The following is a 16,450-nucleotide window of genomic DNA, read 5'->3' on the forward strand; positions in this document are numbered from 1 at the left end:
AAAAACGCAGGCGTCTTCATCATTACGCAATGAAGCTCGCTTTTTCCGGGACGCAGTACCTGATCCGGAAAAGCAGCGGATGTCCCCCGCCGCGTCACAACAGATAACGGCACATTCTTACCGGATGGTTAGTGAAGACCCAACCGGAGACAAAATTCGACTTTTTTTGAACTTTTCCGACTTTCTCTCACTTGGAACCGCTTTCACCCCTCGCCGCGAGCGTGCATTTCCACCAATCGCACCCCGGGCCGCAGTTTCATGAAGCTGCCGGCATAAATTCTTCGAATTCAATAATTTAGTTACAGGTACAACGCGGAAAAGAGAGTTGATTTCTTGCGGCAAATCCGTAGGTTTGCTCATATTAAGCCATCATAGAAATGGCCAGCGACGAGCAGCCGGAAGACCAGACGAACGGCGCCGCACATAGGAAAAGCCCCGTGGAGCCATATTCCGGCCGTGGGCACCTGAAGCGGCGGAGAGATTTGTCGGCTAATTGCCTCGGTGCATGCGCGTTCGATCACATAAAAATTTCGGGGAACGTATAATGAAGACATTTTTCACGTCATTCATCCTTGCGGTCTGCTTTTATGCCGGAATAACGGAGGCGCAAGCTGCCGGATGCGGCAAGGTCTCGATCGCCGAGATGAGATGGGGCTCCGCCGCCATTGCCGCGAGCTTCGATAAATTCATCCTGGAAAAGGGCTACGGCTGCTCCGTCACCATCGTGGATGGCGATACGCTGCCGACTTTCGCCTCCATGAATGGCAGCGGCACGCCCGATATCGCCTCGGAATTCTGGGTGAAGGCGGTCAAGCCGCAGCTCGATGCCGCCATCAGCGCCGGGCGTCTGGTCAAGGGCGCCGAAATTCTTGCGGATGGTGCGGTCGAAGGCTGGTACATTCCGAAATTCATCGCCGACGCAAACCCGGATATTCGTTCCGTGCAGGATGCGCTGAAGCATCCGGAACTCTTTCCCGATACCTACGATCCCTCGCGCGCCGCAGTCTATAATTGCCCGGAGGCCTGGGCCTGCGAGATCTCGACCAGCAATCTCTTCAGAGCGCTCGATGCCGACAAGCTCGGCTTTGCGCTGGTCGACAGCCGGACACCCAAGGATTTCGACGGTTCGATTGCCCGCGCCTTCGAAAACAAGGTCGGCTGGCTCGGTTATTACTGGGCGCCGACATCAGTCATCGGCAAATACGACATGAAACAGCTGGGCTTCGGTGTGCCGCACGACGAGGCCGAATGGAACGCCTGCACCTCGGTGCCTCATTGCGCCAATCCCAAGGTGAACGCCTATCCGGTGTCGCAGGCCTTCACGTTGATGACCAGGGCTTTCGCTGATCGCGCCGGCCCGGTCATGAACTATCTGAACGCCCGCAGCTGGGACAACGAGACCATCAGCCAGGTGCTGGCCTGGCAGGATGAAAATGGCGAGGACAACGAGAATGCAGCCCTCTATTTCCTGCAGAATTATGAGGAGCTCTGGAGCCGCTGGGTTCCGGCCGATGTAGCCGAGAAGGTCAAGGCCAGTCTATAACCTTGCTGACAACAAGGACTGGACGATTCGTTATGACTGGCACGGTGCCCTTCCCCGATCGCGATACCGTCGCGGAAAAACTCGCGGCGCTCTCGGAAACCGACAAATCCTACCTGTCGCTGCTCATGGAAAATCCGGCGCAGGACGATAACTTGCTCGCGGGTCTCTATCGGCATCTCGACATCGCCTCCTCCTCGCGCCTTCTCAACTCGCTGAAGCTTGAAACCCTCGGCAAATGGATCGGCGAAGCTGCACCCGACCGGCTGCAGATCAGGCTCATGGAAGCGGCGCGCTCCAGCCAGCACCCGGCCTATGCCGCATTCCGGACCGGGCTGACCCGATCCGGCGGCCTCGAAAAAGCCTATCCGACTTCAAAAATCTGAAAGTAACTATCTCTTCGCTGCGCGATCGACACTGCGGCCGGCATCCTGCGTGGCATTGACGGCATTTGCCGTATCCCTGCCCACGCCACGGATCGTGTTGGCGCAAGAAGAAAGCGTAAGAAGGATCATCAAGGCGGATGCGATTTTACCCGTGGTCGTCATGTGCGAAATCCTTTTGTGAAATCAACCCCGAACGGCTGAAGCCGTCCGGGCGGGATAACGCATTCGTGAGCGAAAAGTTCACCGGCTAAGAGCCTTTCTCCGGAGAAGGCCAACATCTTCGAGATCGTCAAACGCGATTCAGCAACCAGGGGCGATAGCCCGCGCCGATCGCTGCCCATCAAGCACATATTCAGCTGCGCTCGACGCCCTTTGCCGCCAGGATATCGTCAATGGCTGCCGACATCAGAAACGCTGACAGCTGCCTGGCAGCGTCTGCACTCGTTGAATTGGCGCTGATGCCAATGGAAAAGTCGATGTAGCTTTGGAGTTCTGCCGGAAACTTGCCGACGAGCATGACCTCGAGAGCGGCGGCGAGGATAGACGTCACGGGAACGACGCCCAGCTCGGCCTCCCCGCGGCCGACAGCTGCCGCCGTCTGCCCTCCTGCTACCGGCACCAGCTTGGGCTTCACCTCTTCGGCTATTCCCAACCGATCCAGCAAACCGGAGAAGTAGCCACCGCTGGTGCCGTCACAGGCATAGGCGATTGATCTGGCGTTCTTCAAGGCGTGTTTGAATGCTTCCACGGAGCCAATGTCGAGCGGCGGGCTGCCTTCTTTTGCTGCCACTCCCATGGCTATCCGACCGAACGCGGCCTGGCTCCGCGCCTTGACCTTCCCCAGGGCGGTGAGTTCCTCAATCAGATCAGGATTGGTGATAACGAGATCAAAAGGTTCACCGGCTTCAATCTGCTTCCTTACGGTCGGATTGAGCTCCCACCTGACCGCGACCTTGCATCCTGAGATCGTTTCGAACCGGGAGATGACGGCAAGGACGGCAGGTCGGACCGCAACAGCGCCAAAAAGCCGGACTTGCTGATCCATGGCCTGACCATCCTTGTAAGGTGGTATCTAAGCATTCCGCGTCTACGCGATCATTCGATATCGCTCTGAGCCAATCAGGCAGCCGCCGCTTTCGATCTTTCGGCGAAGGATCCGCGAATGCTGTCGGCCACCGTCTCGATCGGCCCCGTCATCTGCGATGCCGTGAGCAGCTGGATGTCGAAAGACCCCAGTTCCGGCAGCCCTTCCTGGATGCCGAGGATAGCCATATCCTCGCTGACATAGGAGAGCGGCAGCGGCGCGATGGCGAGATCGGAGACCACGGCGGCGCGCTGCGCCATCGTGTGGGCGCTGAGATAGGCGACGCGATAGGGCCGCTTGTTGCGCTCGAGCTGGGTGATCGCCTCCTGCCGCCAGATGCAGCCGTCTTCCCAGATAGAGATCGGCAGCGGATCGCGCCGGTGCGCCGAGCCGCATTTGGCGCCCGCCCAGACGAGGCGCTCGCGATAGACGACTTCACCATTGGTCGGGAAAGGCCGCGTGGCGCAGTTGATGAGCGCAAGATCGAGGCGCTGTTCCTCCATCCGCTTCTTCAGGCCGATGCTCATGTCGATCGTCACATCGACCATGATGCCTGGATAAGTCTGCGCAAAGCTCTTCAGGATCTGCGGCAGCAGCCGCTCGCCGATATCCTCGGGCGCGCCGAGCCGCACCACGCCGCTGAGCTCGGGCATGATGAAGCGCGACACCGCCTCGTTGGAGAGCGCCAGGATGTTGCGCGCGTAAGACAGCAGCATTTCACCATGCTGCGTCAGCGTCACCGAGCGCGCATCGCGGCGAAACAGCGTCACGCCAAGCTGCTCTTCGAGCTTCTTGATCTGCATGGAAACGGCCGACGGCGTGCGGAACACGGTTTCGGCCGCAGTCGAAAAATTACCGGTCTCTGCAATGGCCACGAAGGTGCGCAGCACGTCATTGTCGAGCAGAGGAATGGGACGGCGAAACGGGATTGTCATCGTCACATCTTTCAATTTTTCTGAATGACCAAGGATTATCATTCCATTTGATTGAAAGTCAATCTGCGCCCTATTTTTGTAGGGCAACCGCCATCGAGCCTATTTGAGTTCAGCCCTCGGTACCGAAACGGCTGGTCTTGAAGCTGGTTCCAGCCGCACCTGAAGCAACCGCCCGGCCCTCGCCGACACCCTTCGGATAGGTGTTGCCGATCATGGCAGGCGCCGTGAGTTCAACTGACGTTTCCGGTGATCGCACTGCCCAGGCAATCAGCGCTCGTGCGGACATTTCTCCGACGCCACCCGAGACATGCTCCGACGCGGAGACCGGCAACACCGCGATCTGCTCGGCCGTCGGTGCGGGATGGGTCAGCCGGTCGGCGATACCTGAAGTATTGGCAGGCTTGCGACCGACGACGAAGCGCGTGAAATCGGCCGGGGCCGGCTGGACGGATGCAAGCACCGGCGCAACCGCGGGCACAGGTGCGGGCGCCTCGCTTTCCACGGCCTCGATTTCAACAGGCCGCAGCATCGGCAGCGGAACGGTCAGTGAAGCAAGATCGGCAAAGGCCCGGTCGGCGACCGCCTTGTCCTCCGGCTTGGCAAGCTGCGGCGCCAGTCCGATCTCGGCCCGCCTCTGCGGCGTCGGCAGCATGGCGGTGACAAGGCTTCCGGTCACGACGGGATCAGGTGCCTTCACGGGTGCTGCTGCGCGTGCCGTCAGCAGGGCCGATGCCGCTGCCTTTGGCGCTACAGGCGTATCGTCATCCTCATCTTCACCTGCGGCAATCTCGATCGGTGCCGAGCGGATACCCTTCTTGCGCTCGGCAAGCGCCACCTGATAGCCCGGCAGCGGTCGTCCGTCCGCCGGCAGGTGGATCGTGCGTCCGTCAGGGAAAAGCCGCGCCAGCTCCTGGCGCGACATGCGCGGCCAGGCGCGCACATTGCCGACGTCGAGATGCACGAAGGGGGAACCCGATGTCGGGTAATAACCGACGCCGCCGACCTGCATCTGCATGGCAAGCGCGCGCAGCGTCGCAAGCTTGACACCGGGAATGTAGAAATCCATCGCCTTGCCGAGCATGTGCTGGCTGCGCTTGGCGACACCGGTATTGCGCGATCGGTTGCGCAGCATGTTGTTGGTCGCCGGCGAGCGATAGGCCGAAACGACGTGGATCGCCTCCTTCGCCCCGCTCTTGCGATAGACCTCCCAGACGAGGTCGAGCAGCCGCGGGTCCATCCTGGCCGGCTCGTTGCGCCGCCAGTCGCGCAGGAAGCGGTTGATCTGGTTGAGGCCGCGCTGGTCAAATTTGCCGTTGCGCTTGAAGACGATCGTCGCCCGCTCGCCCGTATGCGTGAAGTAGAGTTTCAGCGCCCTGTCCTCAGCCGCTGCCTCGCCCGATCCCGCCATGACAGCAAAAACGAAGGCCGCGGCGATCGCCATGCGATGAGCGACGACAGACAAAAACCACGCAGACGCGGTCGTCGGAATGGCGGCGATGGCTTGATGAAGGGACACAGACTTCGTCCTTGGTGCGAGACACGAAAACATCACAGGCACCGCACACGTGGGCGGCGTTAAGCCTTCATTATGGTCAATAGATCCTTAAGAGGGGGTTTATGAGCTGCGGACTATATGAGACGCCGTTTCAAGGAGATGCCGTCCTGCGGCTCTCCAGTTGCGCTGGCTGCGAGAACTCCCGCCATAATTATCTTGCCAAGCGCCATGATCTTTGACGGGAACCCTCGCAAAGCGAGGCGAGATCGCATAGTTTCGACGGATCATTGTCATCGAAACAGGCCAAAGTTTGTATACCGAAATAGCCATCGTCGTCCTCCTCACCATTCTCAACGGCGTCCTGGCGATGTCGGAGCTCGCGATCGTCTCCGCCCGCCCGGCACGCCTCAGGGTTATGGCAGATCAGGGAAGCAGAGGAGCGCGACTGGCTCTGCGGCTCGCGGAGAATCCCGGCCGTTTCCTGTCGACGGTTCAGATCGGCATCACCCTCGTCGGCGTGCTATCAGGTGCCTTCTCGGGTGCGACGCTCGGCGCGCGATTCTCCACCTGGCTGCTGGCGCAGGGGCTTCCCGATGCCTGGGCGGACGGGCTTGGCGTCGGTACGGTCGTCGTGGCGATCACCTATCTCTCCCTCATCATCGGCGAACTGGTGCCCAAGCAGATGGCCCTTCGCGCGCCGGAAGCCGTCGCCGCCAGGGTCGCTCCGACCATGACCTACCTGTCGAAGGCGGCTCTGCCGCTCGTCTGGCTGCTCGACGGCTCGGGCAAACTCGTTCTCGCCCTGCTCGGCCAGTCCGGAAAGAACGCCGATGGCGTCACCGACGAGGAGATCAAGACGGTTCTCGCCGAAGCCCAGAGCGCTGGCGTAATCGAAATAGGCGAGTCCGCCATGATCACCGGCGTCATGCGTCTTGCAGACAGAACGGCACGTGCGCTTATGACGCCGCGGCGCGACGTCGAGCTGGTCGATATCGAAGATACCGCCGAGGAGATCCGCAAGACCATCCAGACGACCTCGCGAACGCGACTGCCGGCCCGCAAGGGCAGCTCCGACGAGGTTCTCGGCGTTCTCGCAGTCAAGGATTACTACGACGCCCTTGAAGCCAACCGGACGGTCGACATCATGACGCTGGTACACGATGTTCCGATCATCTCGGACCTCGCTCCCGCCTCCTCGGTGATCGAATCCATCCGCAAGTCGTCACAGCATATGGTTCTGGTTTTTGACGAATACGGCCACTTCGAGGGTGTGATCACGTCAGGCGACATCCTCGAATCGATCATGGGCGTCTTCGGCGACGCGGCCTCCGGCGAGGAACCGGCGATCAAGCGACGCGAGGATGGCTCCTACCTGGTTTCCGGATGGACGCCGATCGACGAATTTTCGGAATTCATGAACTTCCCCGTTGATGAAGACGTCGAATATCAGACCGTCGCCGGTCTCGTTCTGGAAGAGCTGAAGCATCTGCCCGAGCTTGGGGAGACCTTCATCAAGAACGACTGGAAATTCGAGGTGATCGACCTCGACGGGCGGCGCGTCGACAAGCTCCTCGTCAGCGCGCTGACGAAGGACGAGGCACGGGCGGAGAACTGATCGGTACGATCGGAGCCGGGATGCGAGCGGCCTGACGGCCCTTGCGCCCTCTGCTCGCTGCCAGACGTGCTATTCTCAGGCTTGCGCCCTATATCCTTCATTCCAAACGACAATCAGGGAATGTCCATGTCCGCCACCACCCACGACGCAGACCGGTCTCATGCAGGCCAGCAAAAGTTTGCGGCTCTCCTGCTCGGGGCGGTCGGAGTGGTCTATGGCGATATCGGAACGAGCCCACTCTATGCCTTCCGCGAAGCGCTTCGGCCCTTCACCCATGACAGCGTCACTCCAAACGAGGTCATCGGGCTGATCTCGTTGATGATCTGGACGCTGACGATCATCGTCACGTTCAAATACGTGCTGTTTCTGCTTAGGGCGGACAATGAGGGCGAAGGCGGCACCCTTTCCCTGCTGGCCCTTCTCATGAAGAAGACCAGCCGGCACGCGACCATCTTCTTCTTCGCAGGCATTATCGGCGCCGCACTCTTCATCGGTGACGCGATGATCACGCCTGCCTTGTCGGTATTGTCGGCGCTCGAAGGTCTGAAGCTCGTGACACCGGTCTTCACCCCCTACATCCTGCCGATCGCCATCGCGATCATGCTGCTCCTGTTTTTCGTCCAGTCAGTCGGCACCGCATCCGTGTCAAAGCTTTTCGGTCCGATAACGCTGCTGTGGTTTCTCGTGATGGGCCTTGGCGGACTCGCCCACATCGCCGACGATCCGGCGATCTTCGAAGCGCTCAATCCGCTCTACGCCTTCGACTTCATCACCCATGCAGGCCTCATTGGCCTCGTGGTCCTCGGCGCCGTCTTCCTGACCGTGACGGGCGCGGAAGCGCTCTATGCCGACCTCGGCCATTTTGGCAGGAAGCCGATCCAGGTCGCCTGGTTCGCAGTGGTCTTCCCGTCGCTCCTCCTGAACTATCTCGGCCAGGGCGCGCTTGTGCTTGCCAACCCGCAGGCTGCGTCTGATCCGTTCTTCCTGATGTTTCCGGAATGGGCGATCCTTCCCGTGGTCATCCTTGCCACCGCAGCCACCATCATCGCCAGCCAGGCGGTCATTACCGGGGCGTTCTCTCTCGCCCGTCAGGCGATCCATCTCGGATTCCTTCCTCGGCTGGAGATCTGCTTCACCTCCGCCTCCAACACCGGCCAGATCTATGTCCCGGCCGTCAACATGGCGCTTCTCATTGGTGTGCTTGCCCTGATCTTCGCATTCGGCTCCTCCGAGGCCCTCGCCACCGCCTATGGAATTTCGGTCACCGGTGCGATGGTCGTCACCACCATCCTGTCCTTCCAGTTTCTCCGCGTCGTCTGGGGATGGAACGTGCTCACGGCATTGGCGGCACTCCTGCCGCTCCTCGTGCTTGAAAGCATCTTCCTGGGCGCCAACCTCCTGAAGATCCACGACGGCGGCTACGTCCCGATCCTGATCGCCGGCGCGCTGATGGTTATGATGTGGACCTGGAAGAAGGGAACGCTGCTTGTGCGCCAGAAGTCCGCCAGCAACGACATACCCCTGATGCAGTTTCTGGCGTCGATCGAACGGAAGTCGGATCACGCTCCCGCCCAGGTCCCGGGCACCGCGATCTTCCTGACCAGCCTTCCCGATATGACGCCCGGCGTGCTGCTGCACAATCTGAAGCACAATCGCATTCTTCACGCCCGCAACGTCATCCTCAATGTGAAGACCGCTCCGCGCCCCTATGTGCCGGAAACGGATCGGGTGACGATCGAAAGGCTGTCGGAGCGCTTCATCAAGATCCAGCTCCTGTTCGGCTTCATGGAGGATCAGGACGTCTCCAAGGCCCTGCCGCTCTGCCGCAAGGCGGGCTTCGACTTCGAGATCATGTCGACCTCGTTCTACGTCGGCAGGCGCAAGCTCGTCGGCGATCCGAATACCGGCCTTCCGGCTTGGCAGGACCGCCTCTTCATCGCCATGGCCGGCTTCGCCATCGACCCTTCGGACTATTTCCAGCTCCCTAGCAACCGTGTTGTGGAGCTCGGAGAGCAGATGGTCATCTAACCGCTTCTGCGTGGATCGTCCACACCCGTCCACCCGTTTATATGTCGCCCGACAGGCACGAAGCGCTGCCGAAGGCAGCCCGTCACAGCCATTCTACGCGCGCCTCATCTTTCAATTTCTCTGAACCTAAGACCCAGTTCATTTCATTTGTTTGAACCAGCCTCAGCACCTATATTTTAGTTGTGACGATGAGGCTGAAGAAAAGGAGGCCGATCATGTCGCAGACATTAGGCTTCAACATCCTCCAGGCTTTCTTCGCGTTTCGCGCGCGCATGTTTCGGGTGGCGGTACGCGAACGGATCAGGCAGGAAATGAAGCATTATCCGCCGCATCTTGCGGCCGATATCTGCGCCCTGCCCGCCCTGGACGAGCAGCAGCGATAGTTCAAAATCGCTTATGGTACCCATGAAATCTATTCGTTTGAATGATGAGTGCCGCAAGCGCATATTTCACTTCAAGGATACGGCAATCCCGTATCTCGCAAGGAAAGGAAACGGCAATGACCTCTATGACCTACAGAGATGGCGGCAAGGGCCTGTCGTCCTATAGCAGACATTCCTCGCTCGGCTCCTATGCCGACAAGCTGGTGCGCGCATGGCGCCGGTGGCAGACGGAACGTCAGATCGAATCCATGCCTTTCGACATCCGCAAGGATATCGGCTGGCCGAGCGCCGATGAGACCGGCAAGGACAGAGCTCACTAAACATAGGGCTCATGAATGCAATATCATGCAATGAATGCGACATACCTCCCAAGCTAAAGGCGGTGCCTGTCCCAAGCAGCACCGCCTTTTTCATATCCGCCGCCTGCCTTTTCCCCGGTGAATTTCGCAGGACTATACCCCCGCAGCGACGCCTTTTGCATCGCTCGCGCCGCAAATCACCGATCATGTCGCAGATTTGCTCTTCCTAGCCGCATTTATCCATGCCAGTGTCGCTTTTGGAACATCGGAACGACGCATTCCACGCGACCAATATGCAGTCGCCCTCGAGCATGGATTTTCCAATGAACAAGATGCAGCTCAAGAAACGTTCCGTAGTCTTCTTCATGGTTCCGCAATTCACCATGCTGCCCTTTGCGGCGGCGGTGGATACTCTGCGGATCGCAAACCGCATGCTCGGCTATCCGGCCTATACGTGGCGCCTGAGCTCGGTCGACGGCGAGAAAGTCTATTCCTCCTGCGGCATCGGCGTGGAGGCCAATTCGTCGCTCGCTGAAGAGCGCCGCCATCTCGGTGGCGAAAACCGGCCGGGTATGCTGCTCGTCTGTTCGGGCATCGATGTCGAGACCTTCAACAACAAATCCGTCAATGCCTGGCTGCGCGAATCCTATAATCGCGGCGTCGCCGTCGGTTCGCTCTGTACGGGCGCGCATGTGCTTGCCCAGGCAGGTCTCCTGAACGGCAAGCGCTGCGCGATCCACTGGGAAAACCTGCCGGGCTTCTCCGAGGCCTTCCCGCAGGCCGAGGTCTATGCCGACCTCTACGAGATCGACAACAACCTCTACACCTGCGCCGGCGGCACGGCCTCGCTCGACATGATGCTGAACCTCGTCGGCGAGGATTTCGGCGAAAGCCTTGTCAACCGCATCTGCGAACAGCACCTGACCGACCGCGTGCGCAACCCGCATGACCGCCAGCGCCTGCCGCTGCGCGCCCGCCTCGGCGTCCAGAACGCCAAGGTGCTGTCGATCATCGAACTGATGGAAGGCAATCTCGCCGAGCCGCTATCGCTGCTCGAAATCGCCGAGGGTGCCGGCCTGTCGCGCCGCCAGATCGAACGCCTGTTCCGCCAGGAAATGGGCCGGTCGCCAGCCCGCTACTATCTTGAAATCCGTCTCGACCGCGCTCGTCACCTGCTGGTGCAGTCTTCTATGCCGGTCGTCGAAGTCGCCGTCGCCTGCGGCTTCGTCTCCGCCTCGCACTTCTCCAAGTGTTATCGCGAACTCTATCAGCGCTCACCGCAGCAGGAGCGCGCCGATCGCAAGATGACCATGGCCACCGCCCGCCAGCAGGCGGTTGCGGCTTGAGGCAGTGACGGCAGGATGACGAAACATGAAAGGCGGCTCGGTGGCCGCCTTTTTGATTTGCGAGGGCACCACCCTCTCCTTCGTCATGCTCGGGCCTGTCCCGAGCATCTGCTGCCGTCTCGTCTTTTGGAACGTAGCAGATGTCAGGGACAAGCCCGAGGATGACGGCGAGTGGAATTGCGCCCCTTACTGCGCCGCCTCTTCCGTCATCTTGGCATCGGAATAGACAAGGTTTCGCCCTTTGTGCTTGGCCATGTAAAGAAACTGGTCTGCCGCGTTCAGATAGTTCTCGAAGGTCTCGTAGCCGGCGATCTCGGCAACACCAATCGAGACCGTCACCGACAGTTCCTCATCGTCGGCCGTCACCTTGAGGCGGGAAATATCCGAGCGGATCTCATCGCAGAGCTTGGTAGCGGCCAGCGAATCCATCTGCGGGAAGAGAATGGCGAATTCCTCGCCGCCGAGGCGCGAGAGGAGATTGTCGCTACCTTCGAAGATCGTCTGCAGCCTGTCTGCGACAGCCTTCAGCACCTTGTCGCCGATCTCATGACCATAGGTGTCGTTGAGGCGCTTGAAATGATCAATATCGAGAATGGCGACCGCGGTCGACATTTTGAGCCGCAGGCATTCGTTTACCAGCTTCGGGCCGTTGTCGTAGAAATAGCGCCTGTTGTAGAGGCCGGTCAGGTAATCGCAGGCCGCCGCTGCGCGCAGCTGCTTCATCTGCGTCAGCGTCTCGACATTGTTGGCGATGCGGCATTGCAGCTCTTCGGCCACGAACGGCCGGTAGACGAAATCGCTGGCACCGGCCTTCAGGAAGCTGGCCGACAGCATGCGGTCGTTCGACGAGGAAACACCGATGACACGCAGCTTGTCCGAGCCGAACCGGTGGCGGATGCGCCGCGTCAGCTCATAGCCGCTCATATCGGGCATGTGATGGTCTGTGACGACGAGCTCGATATCGCTGTAGGCCTCAAGTGCCGCAATCGCCTCAAGCCCGGAACTGGCTTCGACGACCATATATTGCTGGGCCCTCAGGAGATCGACCAGCACCTGGCGCGCCGATGAAACGTCGTCGACGACGAGCACCCGCGTCTTCCGGTTCATGATCGCACGGCGCACGGTCGCGACCAGATTGTCGAGCGCGAACTCGTTATCCTTCAGCACATAGTCTATAACATTGCGCTCGAGGATGCGGGCGCGCGTATTGAGATCGAAGGTCGCGGTAAAGACGATGGCCGGAATATTGTGCTCGATCGTGCAGTCGAGCGCCTCGCCATAGGGCGAATCCGGCAGGTTCAGGTCAACGACGGCCATGCTGCAGCCGTGGCCGTCCTGCGAGAGCGCTTCGCGCAACGCCTTCAGCGAGGAGCAGCAGACAACGCTGAGGTTGAGCTCGGTCTGGAACCGATGGCGGAGAACGGCGGAAAACATTCGAGAATCCTCAACCAGAAGTATGCGGATTCCTCCAAACCGAGGACCTGCATTCTCCCGCTGAAAATCCCCCTGGAATGTCACAGCTGCCTACCCCTCCACACGCCCAAGGGGGTCGACTCGCCCCCTCTTGCCGTGCCGGACGATAGCCGAGGCCTCCCCTCCAGTGAAGAGGCAAATGACGGCAGCAACACCTGCGATTGCAGAAATATGAGCTTCCGTCATGTCTTTCAGGTGTGGGCCGATCACGGAGCCGCTTCCCTGCACCCGATCTTTGCGGCAGGGTCAGGCAACAGCCCGTTCCTTGCGCATGGACTGGATCTGCAGGAGCGTATCCAGGTTCTGGTTGACGCGGCAGTAGAACTCTTCGTCGATGAACGGGCGCAGCATGAAGTCGTTGCCGCCGGCCTTCAGGAACCGCGCTGAAAGCAGGCGGTTGGAAGAGGAGGAAACGCCGATGATGCGCAGCTGGTGCGAGCCGATCGACGCGCGGATGCGGCGCGTCAACTCGAAGCCGTCAATATCGGGCATGTTATAGTCGGTGACCATCAGGCCGATATCGCGGTTGGCCTTGAGGATTTCGAGCGCCTTGGCGCCGCTCTCGGCGGTGCTGACGCGGAAATTATAGCGCTTCAGGCGGCTGGAAAGCAGCGCGCGGGCCGTGGCGCTATCATCGACGATCAGCACGTGATGGCGGTGATTGGTCAGGAAGCGGCAGATCGATTCCGCCAGCAGGTCGACGGCAAAGATATTGTCCTTGAGGATATAGTCGACGATATCCTTGGCGAGCAGCTTGTCGCGCATGCCTTCCTGGAAGGTGCCGGTAAAGACGATCGTGGGGATCGACAGATCGACCAGATATTCCAGCGCCTCGCCGTTTTCGGCGCCCGGCAGGTTGATGTTGGAGATCGCGAGCGTAATCGGATCAGAAGACTTGTCGTAGGAAAGCTGCAGCTCTTCGAAGCTGCGGCAGATCTCGACATCGATATCGAAGAGCTCCTTCAGGCGCTTTCCGATCATCGAAGTGAAGACGTTGGAATCTTCAGCGAGGATAATACGCGCGCCGGCAAACATTTCTCCGGAATATTGCATCCCCGAAATACCTAGAAACGCCATGGCAAACCTTTAAAGTGGAAATTCTGTCCCCGAACGAAACGGTTACATGAATTCATTTGAATAATTATTAATCGGCTTGCCATAGCCAGCTATGAAAAAGGCGGCCGATGGTGCGGCCGCCTTTTTCTTGTCAATATGATTAAGAAATCACGTCCGAAGTGCGGCGTTCTCCGTATCGAACGGGCTCTCGCCGACGACAGTGGCGTTGTAGGTCGTGCCGAGGATCTTGATCTTCAGCTTCGTGCCTTCCTTGGCGTAATCGGGCCGCAGCATGGCAAGCGCCAGCGAGCGGTTGATGCGGAAGCCGAAGGTGCCGTTGGTGGCACGGCCGACGAGCTCGCCTGCCTCGTTGTAGATCGCTTCCGAGCCGCGCGCATCGACATCATTGCCGGTTTCGACGACGAGCGTCGCGAAGTTCCACTTCAGGCCCTTTTCCTTGTAGGCAAGCAGGCCCTCGCGGCCGAGGAATTCCTTCTCCGGCTTGATGAAGCGGTCGAGGCCGGATTCATAGGCATTGTACTCGATCGACATTTCGCGCGGGATCAGGCGGTAGGACTTTTCCACCGACATGGAGAGCATGGCGCGGATGCCGAAGGGCTTGATGCCGAATTCGGCGCCGGCTTCCATCAGCTTGTCGAAGATGTAGTTCTGCATCTCGATCGGGTGATGCAGCTCCCAGCCGAGCTCGCCGACGAAATTGACGCGCAGCGCATGGGCGTTGGCCGCACCGACGGAGATCTCCTTGCCCGAGAGCCAGGGGAAATCCTTGTTGTCGAGGCTGGTGTGCGTCAGCTTCTTCAGGACATCGCGCGACTTCGGACCCGCAAGCACCAAGACGCCATAGGCCTGGGTGATCGGCGTGAACTTCACGCTGCCGTCTGACGGCAGAAGCTTGCGCATATAGTCGTGGTCATGCGCCTCATAGGCGCCGGCCGAGACGAGATAGAAGGTGCCGGGTGCGCTTTCATAGACGGTGAATTCCGAGCGCACGCCGCCTTCCTTGGTCAGCATGTGGCAAAGCGCGATGCGGCCGCGCTTCTTCGGGATCGCATTGGCAAAGATCGATTCCAGCCATGCGCGCGCGCCAGGGCCTGTCACCAGCGCCTTGGCGAAGGCCGACATGTCGAGCACGCCGACATTCTTGTGGACGTTCATGACTTCGTTGCCGACATGCTCGAAATAGTTCGAGCGGCGGAACGACCACCGTTCCAGAATGCGGCCGTCTTCGGTCGGATCCGAATGATTGTGGTTGGTCAGCACGTCGGCGCCGACGCCGATCTGGTCCTTCGGCAGATCGTAGCCCTCGGGCGCAAACCAGTTGGCGCGCTCCCAGCCATAGACGGAGCCGAAGACGGCGCCGAGCTTCTTCAGCCGGTCATAGACAGGCGTCGTCTTCAGCGGACGGGCGGCTGCGCGCTCCTCGTCCGGATAGTGCATGGTGAAGACGTTGGCATAGGCTTCCTCGTTCTTGGCAATGAGGTAGCCTTCCTTGGCATAGGGGCCGAAGCGGCGCGGATCGACGCCCATCATGTCGACGGTCGGCTCGCCATCGACGATCCATTCGGCAAGCTGCCAGCCTGCGCCGCCGGCCGCGGTGATGCCGAAGGAATGGCCTTCGTTGAGCCAGAAATTCTTCAGGCCCGGTGCGGGGCCGACGATCGGGTTGCCATCAGGCGTATAGGCGATGGCGCCGTTATAGACCTTCTTGATGCCCACTTCGCCGAAGGCCGGCACGCGGGCGATCGCCGTTTCGATATGCGGCATCAGGCGCTCGAGCTCTTCCTGGAAGAGCTCGTATTCGCTGTCATCGGAGGGACCGTTGACATAACAGACCGGTGCGCCCTGCTCGTAGGGACCAAGCAGCAGACCACCATTTTCCTCGCGCATGTACCAGGCGCTGTCGGCTTCACGCAGCACGCCCATTTCCGGCAGGCCCTTAGCCTTGCGGGCCAGAATATCGGGATGCGGTTCGGTGACGATATACTGGTGCTCGACCGGGATGACCGGAATGTTGATGCCGACCATATCGCCGGTCTTGCGGGCGAAGTTGCCGGTGCAGGAGATGATGTGTTCGGCGGTGATCTCGCCCTTGTCCGTGGTCACCTTCCAGAGGCCGTCAGCCTGCTGCTCGATGGCGGTGACCGTCGTGTTGCGGTAGATTGTGGCACCGAAGTCGCGCGCGCCCTTGGCAAGCGCCTGTGTCAGGTCCGCCGGCTGGATATAGCCGTCATCGGGATGCTGGATGGCGCCGAGCAGGCCATCGGTCTCACAGAGCGGCCAGATTTCCTTCACCTGCTCCGGCGTCAGGATATTGACCTTCACGCCGATCGTCTCGGCAATACCGGCATAGTACATGAATTCGTCCCAGCGGTCCTTGGTGCGGGCGAGACGGATGTTGGAGACCTGGCTGAAACCGACATTCATGCCGGTCTCCTGCTGCAGTTCCTGATAGAAGCGGACGGAATATTTGTGAATCTGGCCGACCGAGTAGCTCATGTTGAAGAGCGGCAGCAGGCCGGCTGCATGCCAGGTCGAGCCTGATGTCAACTCCTTGCGCTCGATGAGCACGCTGTCGCCCCATCCCTTCTTCGCAAGGTGATAGAGCGTCGAAACACCGACCACGCCGCCGCCGATGACCACTGCCCGCGCATGTGACTTCATGGAGAAATACCCTCTTTTATCGAATGTCCGGCAGCCCATACCGGACGAACTCCCAATATCCGGCGGCTCAAGCCGGACGAACCATCTTCGCGAACTATGCAGCGAGGCCTGCGTCATGAGAGGCCTGT

Annotated in this window: 14 protein-coding genes; 7 read left to right on the top strand and 7 right to left on the bottom strand. The window is 60.0% G+C overall.

The window, feature by feature from the left end; all coding sequences use genetic code 11:
• Positions 1–544 precede the first annotated feature (544 nt).
• Positions 545–1,543 carry a glycine betaine ABC transporter substrate-binding protein gene (locus J2X71_RS28400; RefSeq protein ID WP_310387458.1) on the top strand — a complete coding sequence of 333 codons (999 nt, stop codon included), beginning with the start codon at positions 545–547 and terminating at the stop codon, positions 1,541–1,543.
• 32 nt (positions 1,544–1,575) lie between these two features.
• Positions 1,576–1,926 (top strand): hypothetical protein, encoded by a 351-nt coding sequence (locus J2X71_RS28405; RefSeq protein WP_310387460.1) that lies wholly within the window; start codon positions 1,576–1,578, stop codon positions 1,924–1,926.
• 6 nt (positions 1,927–1,932) lie between these two features.
• On the opposite strand, the gene J2X71_RS28410 is transcribed toward J2X71_RS28405, so the two are convergent.
• The 4 genes from J2X71_RS28410 to J2X71_RS28425 all read right to left on the bottom strand — a co-directional run bounded on the left by J2X71_RS28410 (position 1,933) and on the right by J2X71_RS28425 (position 5,461).
• Positions 1,933–2,088, bottom strand: coding sequence for an entericidin A/B family lipoprotein (locus J2X71_RS28410; protein ID WP_113321818.1), 156 nt, complete (start codon positions 2,086–2,088; stop codon positions 1,933–1,935).
• A 190-nt stretch (positions 2,089–2,278) separates the two neighbouring features.
• Complete coding sequence (locus J2X71_RS28415) at positions 2,279–2,971, bottom strand: substrate-binding domain-containing protein (RefSeq protein ID WP_310387463.1); 693 nt, start codon at positions 2,969–2,971, stop codon at positions 2,279–2,281.
• 74 nt (positions 2,972–3,045) lie between these two features.
• Entirely contained in the window at positions 3,046–3,945 is a 900-nt protein-coding gene (locus J2X71_RS28420) for a LysR family transcriptional regulator (protein WP_310387465.1), read from the bottom strand.
• A 109-nt stretch (positions 3,946–4,054) separates the two neighbouring features.
• Complete coding sequence (locus J2X71_RS28425) at positions 4,055–5,461, bottom strand: DUF882 domain-containing protein (protein ID WP_310387467.1); 1,407 nt, start codon at positions 5,459–5,461, stop codon at positions 4,055–4,057.
• Between the two features lie 289 nt (positions 5,462–5,750).
• Here J2X71_RS28425 and J2X71_RS28430 point away from each other — a divergent pair, with 289 nt between their 5' ends.
• From J2X71_RS28430 to J2X71_RS28450, 5 genes are all read left to right on the top strand, one after another.
• Positions 5,751–7,055, top strand: coding sequence for a hemolysin family protein (locus J2X71_RS28430; protein WP_310387469.1), 1,305 nt, complete (start codon positions 5,751–5,753; stop codon positions 7,053–7,055).
• Between the two features lie 126 nt (positions 7,056–7,181).
• On the top strand, positions 7,182–9,083 hold the full coding sequence (locus J2X71_RS28435) for a potassium transporter Kup (RefSeq protein ID WP_310387471.1): 1,902 nt from the start codon (positions 7,182–7,184) through the stop codon (positions 9,081–9,083).
• 215 nt (positions 9,084–9,298) lie between these two features.
• Positions 9,299–9,466 carry a hypothetical protein gene (locus J2X71_RS28440; protein WP_007817848.1) on the top strand — a complete coding sequence of 56 codons (168 nt, stop codon included), beginning with the start codon at positions 9,299–9,301 and terminating at the stop codon, positions 9,464–9,466.
• Positions 9,467–9,582: 116 nt separating this feature from the next.
• Positions 9,583–9,786, top strand: a complete 204-nt coding sequence (locus J2X71_RS28445) for a hypothetical protein (protein ID WP_310387473.1) — start codon at positions 9,583–9,585, stop codon at positions 9,784–9,786.
• Between the two features lie 302 nt (positions 9,787–10,088).
• On the top strand, positions 10,089–11,111 hold the full coding sequence (locus J2X71_RS28450; protein WP_113323369.1) for a GlxA family transcriptional regulator: 1,023 nt from the start codon (positions 10,089–10,091) through the stop codon (positions 11,109–11,111).
• A gap of 186 nt (positions 11,112–11,297) precedes the next feature.
• Here J2X71_RS28450 and J2X71_RS28455 read toward each other — a convergent pair whose 3' ends face one another.
• The 3 genes from J2X71_RS28455 to J2X71_RS28465 form a co-directional block, all read right to left on the bottom strand.
• Entirely contained in the window at positions 11,298–12,629 is a 1,332-nt protein-coding gene (locus J2X71_RS28455; protein ID WP_310387475.1) for a diguanylate cyclase, read from the bottom strand.
• Positions 12,630–12,830: 201 nt separating this feature from the next.
• Positions 12,831–13,661, bottom strand: a complete 831-nt coding sequence (locus tag J2X71_RS28460) for a response regulator (RefSeq protein ID WP_113323315.1) — start codon at positions 13,659–13,661, stop codon at positions 12,831–12,833.
• A gap of 147 nt (positions 13,662–13,808) precedes the next feature.
• A complete protein-coding gene (locus J2X71_RS28465; RefSeq protein ID WP_310387478.1) occupies positions 13,809–16,322 on the bottom strand; it encodes an FAD-dependent oxidoreductase in 2,514 nt (837 codons plus the stop codon).
• Positions 16,323–16,450 lie beyond the last annotated feature (128 nt).

Source organism: Rhizobium sp. 1399 (assembly GCF_031455475.1).
Classification (GTDB): Bacteria; Pseudomonadota; Alphaproteobacteria; order Rhizobiales; family Rhizobiaceae; genus Rhizobium.